At 48.5% G+C, this 6,844-nt stretch carries 10 protein-coding genes, 1 tRNA gene and 1 other RNA gene; 2 read left to right on the forward strand and 10 right to left on the reverse strand.

Features of this window, described 5'->3' with window-relative positions:
* From VLE72_03305 to VLE72_03330, 6 genes are all read right to left on the reverse strand, one after another.
* Nucleotides 1-333 (reverse strand): hypothetical protein (locus tag VLE72_03305; GenBank protein ID HSX14905.1); only part of this gene is annotated, 333 nt, incomplete at its 3' end.
* On the reverse strand, nt 333-1,604 hold the full coding sequence (locus VLE72_03310; GenBank protein HSX14906.1) for a sugar transferase: 1,272 nt from the start codon (nt 1,602-1,604) through the stop codon (nt 333-335). The genes VLE72_03310 and VLE72_03305, both read right to left, overlap by 1 nt.
* Nucleotides 1,493-1,780 (reverse strand): hypothetical protein, encoded by a 288-nt coding sequence (locus VLE72_03315; protein HSX14907.1) that lies wholly within the window; start codon nt 1,778-1,780, stop codon nt 1,493-1,495. The genes VLE72_03310 and VLE72_03315 overlap by 112 nt, the downstream gene beginning before the upstream one ends.
* A gap of 72 nt (nt 1,781-1,852) precedes the next feature.
* An RNA gene (rnpB, locus tag VLE72_03320) (RNase P RNA component class A) lies at nt 1,853-2,239 on the reverse strand.
* A 27-nt stretch (nt 2,240-2,266) separates the two neighbouring features.
* Nucleotides 2,267-2,680 carry a ribonuclease HI family protein gene (locus VLE72_03325; GenBank protein HSX14908.1) on the reverse strand — a complete coding sequence of 138 codons (414 nt, stop codon included), beginning with the start codon at nt 2,678-2,680 and terminating at the stop codon, nt 2,267-2,269.
* On the reverse strand, nt 2,673-3,257 hold the full coding sequence (locus tag VLE72_03330) for a hypothetical protein (protein HSX14909.1): 585 nt from the start codon (nt 3,255-3,257) through the stop codon (nt 2,673-2,675). Before VLE72_03330 ends, VLE72_03325 begins: the two co-directional genes overlap by 8 nt.
* A gap of 46 nt (nt 3,258-3,303) precedes the next feature.
* Between VLE72_03330 and VLE72_03335 the strand changes: the two genes are divergently transcribed.
* Nucleotides 3,304-3,379 (forward strand) — tRNA-Pro (locus tag VLE72_03335).
* Nucleotides 3,380-3,569: 190 nt separating this feature from the next.
* On the opposite strand, the gene VLE72_03340 is transcribed toward VLE72_03335, so the two are convergent.
* Nucleotides 3,570-4,196: a site-2 protease family protein gene (locus tag VLE72_03340; GenBank protein HSX14910.1), complete on the reverse strand. Its 627-nt coding sequence runs from the start codon at nt 4,194-4,196 to the stop codon at nt 3,570-3,572.
* A gap of 56 nt (nt 4,197-4,252) precedes the next feature.
* Nucleotides 4,253-4,765, reverse strand: coding sequence for a hypothetical protein (locus VLE72_03345; protein ID HSX14911.1), 513 nt, complete (start codon nt 4,763-4,765; stop codon nt 4,253-4,255).
* 120 nt (nt 4,766-4,885) lie between these two features.
* On the opposite strand from VLE72_03345, the gene rpmB reads away from it, so the two are divergent.
* Nucleotides 4,886-5,122 carry a 50S ribosomal protein L28 gene (gene rpmB, locus VLE72_03350; GenBank protein HSX14912.1) on the forward strand — a complete coding sequence of 79 codons (237 nt, stop codon included), beginning with the start codon at nt 4,886-4,888 and terminating at the stop codon, nt 5,120-5,122.
* Between the two features lie 392 nt (nt 5,123-5,514).
* Here rpmB and VLE72_03355 read toward each other — a convergent pair whose 3' ends face one another.
* Both VLE72_03355 and VLE72_03360 read right to left on the reverse strand, forming a co-directional pair.
* Nucleotides 5,515-6,123 (reverse strand): MBL fold metallo-hydrolase, encoded by a 609-nt coding sequence (locus VLE72_03355; GenBank protein ID HSX14913.1) that lies wholly within the window; start codon nt 6,121-6,123, stop codon nt 5,515-5,517.
* Nucleotides 6,124-6,844: hypothetical protein (locus tag VLE72_03360; GenBank protein ID HSX14914.1), on the reverse strand; the 721-nt coding region annotated here is incomplete at its 5' end. It abuts the gene before it with no gap.

The following is a 6,844-nucleotide window of genomic DNA, read 5'->3' on the forward strand; positions in this document are numbered from 1 at the left end:
GTAGCTAATATGCATGGTCCCGGGTGGCGTTATTAGACCCTTAGCTTCAGCTGAGGATGATGAAATTACCAGATCGTAACCACGAAAGTCAAAGCTTTCAAAAGCCGTTGTTCGCATGGTTGGAAAGAGTTGGTGTTTGCGAGCGGCAATGGGCCAGCGTTGCAAAAACGAGGTTCGAATATCGAGTTGGGCAAATTCTGGTAACTTTTCAGCATTAAAAACCGATGTGTAGATGGGCGCCTCAGGGTATATGAGGTGCAGCTGCCAGAGGACCCTTTCGCCCCCGCCCTGATTAGTCAGCCAATCATGGGCCAGCGCCACCCTGAGAGACATTAGTAGGCTCCGCCCCGATGCATTAATGAAGACACTGTTTTGATCAAAATTTTTATATCCAACCAGAGATTCCAGTTTTCAACGTAATAAATATCGAGCTTAACCCTTTCTTCGTAGCCAATGTCGCTACGACCAGAAATCTGCCAAAGCCCGGTTAAGCCTGGTTTTAGCGAGAGGAATACTGCGCTGTGCTTGCCGTAGTGCGATAATTCTTCTTCCAGAATCGGACGCGGCCCAACCATGCTCAGCTCCCCTTTTAAGACATTCAAAAGTTGCGGTAACTCGTCTAGGCTGGTGCGCCTCAATAATCGACCAATCCTAGTAACCCTAGGGTCGTTAGCCAGTTTTTGGTTTTGTTGAAATTCTTTAACCAAATCTGTGCGACCCATCGCCGCCAGCGCTGCCTCGGCGGTTTGGTAGGGCCGATCGGGTCCAGGACTATAGCGCCATTTCATACTGCGAAACTTATAAACATCTACGCCGCCGCCGCTGCGACTCAGCCGGTGATGTTTATAAATCACTGGGCCAGGATCGCTGATCTTGATAGCCAGATAGACGACTAGGAAAACCGGGCTAAAGACGATCAGAGCCAAGCCGGCCCCGACTACATCAAAGAGCCGTTTAAAGATCCTACCCCAGCCCTCTAGCGGAGTGCGTTGGATTTCAATTAGCTGCTCACCAGCCATTGATATAACTCGAGAGTTGGTCGCAAATAAACCAAATTGGTTGGGTACGAACCGATAAGTTATTTGATGCCTATTGGCGTAATTAATCAGGCTCAATACATCATCCGGTGGCAGGGCTGAATCGGCTTGGATAATGCCTTCGATGGCTGGCTTGATGGCGTCGGCCGCTTCGAGATTATCAACTGTTTTGGCATTGGGAAAATCGGCTGGCTGGATTTTGATCTTATCGTAAATAGCGGCAATTTCGTAACCAGAACGCGGGCGACTTAAGTCATCAAATATTTCTTTGGTAATGGCGCCGCTACCAACCAGTAAGACTCGGTGGACGCCAATACCATATCGGAATAACCAGCGCTGGATGAAGCGTACGATGGTTCTGGCAATAACCACGAAAACGAAGCTAAAAAACAGGCCGTAGACCGGCACCGCCCGGGAGGGAAAGATCGGATTGCGACTAAAGAAATCGAGCAGAATCAGGAACATGGTACCACCCGAGACACCAATAAAAACCTTGCCCCACTCCTCCCAGCGACTGCGGGTGTTGGACAGACTATAGAGCCCAAGTAGCGCAAAATGAAAATCCAGACCGGCAGTAACACCAAGAAGACTTTGAAGAACAGTAAGGCCCGAATGGGGTTCGGTACGGGGCGATTATCAATTTTAACCCGAATAATATAGGCCAACACAAAAGCACTAACAATCGAGACAAAATCGACTATTGGCAAAACGGCATTAAATAAGAGTTCGCTCTTTTTTCGCATATCGGTTGTGCTGGCTCCTTAATCATACAACAAAAGGCCCCGCTTGCGCCGAATGGCGGGCGAGGCGCTTTGTTAGCTAGACTACCTGTAAGCCGGATTCTGTTCAGTCTTGCGACCGAGATGACCATCTATCTTGCCCTACCATTGCTGGTAGGATCTTCGCGGCGTGGCGCTAATCTACGAGCGGGCACTCATGTGCAGATCAACTTACCTTGCAGCAGACGGGGTTTACCTCTTCCAGCAGTCACCCGCTGGAACTGTGGGCTCTTGCCCCACTCGTTTCACCCTTACTCACCAATGGCGAGCGGTATCGTTTCTGTGGCACTTTCCCTAGGCTTCGTCGGCAGCTATTTTCTCGAGAGAAATAATCGCCGATCTACTCCTGGTTGCCGTTAGCAACCGTCCTGCCCTATGCTGTCCGGACTTTCCTCTCCTTAGAGCGATCATCCAGTAGTCTAGCAAAGAGATAATACCATAACGAAGGCTTTATTTCAACCCTAGCGCTTTATCAATGGCTAAATTTACTTGAGCATCAGCCGCTTTGTTATCTTTACGATAAACGTGCTCAAAAGTGATGTCGTAGTGGCTGGCTAATTCCTTTATAGCCAAATAGATCGGTTTTAGATCTTCGTTTTTTACACGGTACTCGCCATTTAGTTGTTTGGTAGCTAATTCACTGTCCAAGAAAAATTGTATTCGTTTGGGCTGGTACTTTTCGGCTTCCTGAAGGGCAAAAAGGATGGCCTTATATTCAGCCTGATTGTTGGTGGTCTCACCCAAATAACGCCCAAAGGCTTCTAGAACCTTACCGTCTGTTGTTTTTATTACTACACCGCTGGCTGCCGGTCCGGGATTCCCCCGCGCTCCGCCATCAGTAAAAATGATTATTTCGTCATGCATGCTTGACCACCCGCCTTCTGGTCGGTGATGTTAGCATCGCACCAACAATTAAACCCATAAGTATGGCCAAGAAGAAGGGATAAACCATCAGTACGATATCCAGCTTACCGACACTTATCACGGCTAGAGCTGAACCTATTCCAACTAGCCAATACGAACTAATGGTTTCACTGTCCGGATCTCGATGAGCTTTAAGAATGGTTGGCAGCCCACCACTGTAATCTACTAAAATAATCATTGCCAGAGCCAATGCTGGGCTATTAAACAATCGCCAAAGTATGAGACCTAGGGCCGCACCAGCCAAAGCTAATTTATCAATGGTTTGCCAGCCACCGACCCCGAATTTCACTGCCAACATCAAAACTATAAAAGTACCTAATAGATCGCCGGCCGTTAATAAGGTTGAATAAGTACCGCCGCTGGCCAATTGGCCCGCCAGAGCGATAGCTAGCAAAGCCGTCCAAATGAACCAAGTGGCTCGATTAGGTTTGGTTGTGCCTTTAATAATGTCGCGGATATATGGAATCGGCGCGATTAGGGCGAGGATGCCAGCAATGATACCAAGGGTTTGAAGCATGAGTTAATTATACATGTTTGGCTTTTGCTATAATGGTCTGCATTAACGGGGTGTGGCGCAGTTGGTAGCGCGTACGGCTGGGGGCCGTGAGGTCGCAGGTTCAAGTCCTGTCACCCCGACCAGATAATTTAAGCGGATAATTCAACTCTACCTCACGGCCGGTTGGTTAGTTTTCCCTGCCAAAACGACAGGTGGGTGTCCGCAACTACTAGGCCACGGCCCAGAGCAATCTAGAACTCCCATACGAAAACCTAACAAGGAAAAATGCCATCCGTCGCCAATGCGGCAGAGATACTTTCATTGTAGCGCCGATCAAGTTGACAGGCCAGTCAGCCCGGGAACTAGCCCTTGCAGGATAGCACTAGAAACCTTAGCGATAATGGGCCCAATCAGCGGAAATATCAGGAATAAAACCACCATCACAACTACAATTCCGCTGCGCTCAATTCGATCCATAACTTGCCGCAGGCCCAGAGGTGCAACAGCGTAAAGTACCCGCGACCCATCGAGGGGTGGGAACGGAATCAGATTGAAGACAAAGAAGCCGACGTTGACGACGATGATAGTGACGAGAAAATTGACGGCGAGTTGCGATGGATTAAAGAATCGCAGCCACAGCGAGAAAAAGACCGCTAGGAAAAAGTTCGTCATCGGCCCAGCTAGGGCTACCAAAGCCGCTCCCCATTTACCATAGCGTACGGCCCAAGGGTTAAATGGTACTGGTTTGGCCGCGCCAAAGATGACTGGTGAATGCGCCATAATTAGAATTAGCGGCAATAGTACCGTCATAAAAGGATCAATGTGAGCCAACGGGTTTAGAGTCAATCGACCCTGACGATGAGCCGTGACATCACCCAAGTAATGACTCATCCAGGCGTGCATGAATTCATGCAGAGTAATAGAGACCACTAGGGCGATGAGGATAAATAACAAAGACATAGCCATATTGTACCTTAAAAAGAATGAAGCCCGGGGACGATCCCCGGGCCTAACGGTCACGAAGTTGCCGGTTGGGGCCGGCGCAAACGGTTGAACTGATGCAAGACGATGCCTAGGAATAGATATGTGACCAGCCAACCGACAAGCCAGACCACCAGCCAGTAGAACAGTCCGACGATCACTGTCGCAAAGATGCGTCCAGCAAAGTTGGGGAAGGGATTCGGATTCTCAACTCGGGCATCAGCTGGGATGTAGGCGATGCCCTTTGAGTCAACCCAGAGGTTGAGATGGTCGCCTTTGTGCCAACCAGCGTCTGAAGATATCTTGATCTCCTTAAAACCGCTCGGATATGTCACCGTTGCGTACCGTCGGTTTGGAGCTGAGTTGCCATAGGCGGGCGAAATCGCGGTGATTGTTCCTGAAGTTCGTTGCCAGCGTTGGTCTGCGTGGTCAACAGCAGTTTGAGCCTGACCTATTCCGCTGGAAAGGAACAGCATGAAAACTGCCAATCCGCAAAGGAAGCCGAAGAAAGAGCAAAGGACATTCTGTATTTTAGTAGGATCATCCACCAATTACTCCTTAAGGCTGGGGACGGATCAAACCTTACTCTAAATTTAGGCTCCTAGTCAACCTATCATTGACTTCCCTTCTCGATTCCGCTAAGATTGCTTGGTTAATTTTTGATTCTTATGGCATACTCATGTGACATCTGTGGCAAAGGCAAGCAGTTCGGGCATAACGTCAGCTTCTCGCAGCGCAAAACCAATAAGGTTTGGAAGCCGAATTTGCAGCGCCATCACATTACCTTGGACGGCAGCCGAATTGCTATCAAGGTTTGTTCGAGCTGTTGGCGAACGCTGGCCAAGTATCAAAAAGAGGCCGAAGCCAAAGCTGCGGCTAAAGATCCTGCCCCCGCTAAGGTCTAGGATTCTATCCGCGCCAATCCGTTTTATTACACAAACCATTTCACTCGCTCCAGCCCCATCTTCTACCATAACCTCTGCCCTGCGTCTTTGTCGTTCGGCCTCTCAAACTGGCTAGTTAATTAAATCTTAAAAGGTCTTATGACCTTAGGGAGACAGTTTGCTTAGGCCGAACGACCATTTTATCTATTCAATCAGCAGATTGCGAAGGATTAGGTAGTGGGAGTACACCCATGAGCAATCTGCTCTAGATGATCTAGAAAAGAAACCTACCCCACCAATTTTTTGGTATCGACATAGTTAGTAGTCGTAATGGGGGGGGTAAGAAGAGTGAGCTTACCCAAAAAATTGGTGGGGAGAAAAGAGAATTGAGTTCATGAATTGGAACTGGAGTTTTACTTAGCTTCAGGCTTAATAACCACAACCACCGTCTCCTCTGGCATATCCTTGGCTGTGATTTTATATTTTGTAACCTCTTCGGGTTTGGCCCCAAGTTCTTTTAAGAATGGATCAACCTTATCTTGGGCCGTGGCATATTTACTTTTACCGTCATCATAATGAATTGGAATGACTACATGGGGCTCAACTTGGCTGACAATTTTGGCGGCAGCAGTGGCGTCGAGCGTTAGGCCTTTGCCGCCCACCGGAATGATTAAGACATCGACTTGGCCCATGGCTTCAAGCTGCTGATCTGAAAGGCCAGGTGCAATATTGGCCAGACATGCCACTACTACCTCATCGCTATCAATGGCATAAATTGTACCCCGTTGGCCTGATTCATCGACGTGCAGCTGGGCCGCGACACCAGTAATATGGACTCCACTGAGCTCATACTCCCCTGGCCCATCGAGAACCACCGCCTCAGATGCTGGTGCGGCTTGGTTGGGTTCGGTTAGGGCTACCACGTTAGCCGAAGCTCCTTTGGGCAGCGTTGGGCCGACTAGAATCGAAAAGTTACGATTGGCCAGTTTGACCACGCCATTACCAAGGTGAGTAATTTCCATTTAGGCCGTCGGTCCTTGGCTGATATTGGCCGTAGCCGCGCCATTTTTAATGGCGAGCGGCGTAGCATCATCGTGTAAGCGTTCGACTTCTTGCATCTTACGGCTATCTTCGGCATCGATAATGATGATTTTTTTGGTATCCATCATGTCGGCCAAAAAGCGATCATTTAGATTAATGCGATAGTCATACTCCTCAGGAGTAAAGATGACGTAATTTAGTTCCCGACCGACGTCTTTTTCCATATCGCCGATGACCTTGGCCACCTTGGACCGATTGACGTCGCCCATAATCATCATGTCGACGCTAATGTGCGGATTGCGGACAAATGAACCGGTTAGAAAGGCTAGGTGGACAGTTCCGGTGGTCCGCAGGCGTTTAGCGATCTGCTCTTCCTCTTTGGTCTCACCCAGATCTTTGTTTTTTAGGGGCAAATTGGTAAAAATCCGCCTCAGCTCAGGGTAATATTCATATTTTTGGTTTACTTCGTAGTAGAGTCGGTTGTTATTGCTATCGGAGCGGATGATGCCAATGCTAAGCAAATTGGATAGCTCCCTGCGAACCGAATTAATTTGTTCATCGATCTTGCGGGTAATTTCGCGAACGTAGTAAGCCCGGTCCGGATTATTCAAAAACAGGCTTAAAAGTTTAACTCTCGTCTTCGATCCAAATAAGTGCTCAAACACCTGCCGACCATCCCCATAGTTATCTTTATATAAGATT

This window comes from Candidatus Saccharimonadales bacterium, from assembly GCA_035480635.1.
GTDB lineage: Bacteria > Patescibacteriota > Saccharimonadia > UBA4664 > DATIHN01 > DATIHN01.

Coding starts and splice junctions, on each gene's coding strand:
- VLE72_03325 (HSX14908.1), bottom strand. CDS start 2,680: ATGCATGACGAAATAATCATTTTTACTGATGGCGGAGCGCGGGGGAAT.
- VLE72_03315 (HSX14907.1), bottom strand. CDS start 1,780: ATGCGAAAAAAGAGCGAACTCTTATTTAATGCCGTTTTGCCAATAGTC.
- VLE72_03330 (HSX14909.1), bottom strand. CDS start 3,257: ATGCTTCAAACCCTTGGTATCATTGCTGGCATCCTCGCCCTAATCGCG.
- VLE72_03355 (HSX14913.1), bottom strand. CDS start 6,123: ATGGAAATTACTCACCTTGGTAATGGCGTGGTCAAACTGGCCAATCGT.
- VLE72_03340 (HSX14910.1), bottom strand. CDS start 4,196: ATGTCTTTGTTATTTATCCTCATCGCCCTAGTGGTCTCTATTACTCTG.
- rpmB (HSX14912.1), top strand. CDS start 4,886: ATGGCATACTCATGTGACATCTGTGGCAAAGGCAAGCAGTTCGGGCAT.